Raw genomic sequence first — 213 nt, 5'->3', positions numbered from 1 at the left:
CTACAGCTTGGCACTGAACATTGACCCTACATGTGTAGGATAGGTGGGAGGCTTTGAAGCACAGTCGCTAGATTGTGTGGAGCCGACTTGAAATACCACCCTTGTAGTGTTGATGTTCTAACTTAGGCCCCTAATCGGGGTTGAGGACAGTGCCTGGTGGGTAGTTTGACTGGGGCGGTCTCCTCCCAAAGAGTAACGGAGGAGCACGAAGGT

The 213-nt window shown here is 52.1% G+C and carries 1 rRNA gene; it reads left to right on the top strand.

What is annotated here, in order from left to right:
• Window positions 1-213 (top strand): 23S ribosomal RNA (locus A7985_RS25590); the annotation flags it as partial.

Origin of the sequence: Pseudoalteromonas luteoviolacea, from assembly GCF_001696455.1 — a bacterium.
Taxonomy (GTDB): Bacteria; Pseudomonadota; Gammaproteobacteria; order Enterobacterales; family Alteromonadaceae; genus Pseudoalteromonas; species Pseudoalteromonas luteoviolacea_C.
Note: the sequence above shows the minus strand (reverse complement) of the source record. Positions and strands in the feature narration are given on the sequence as shown.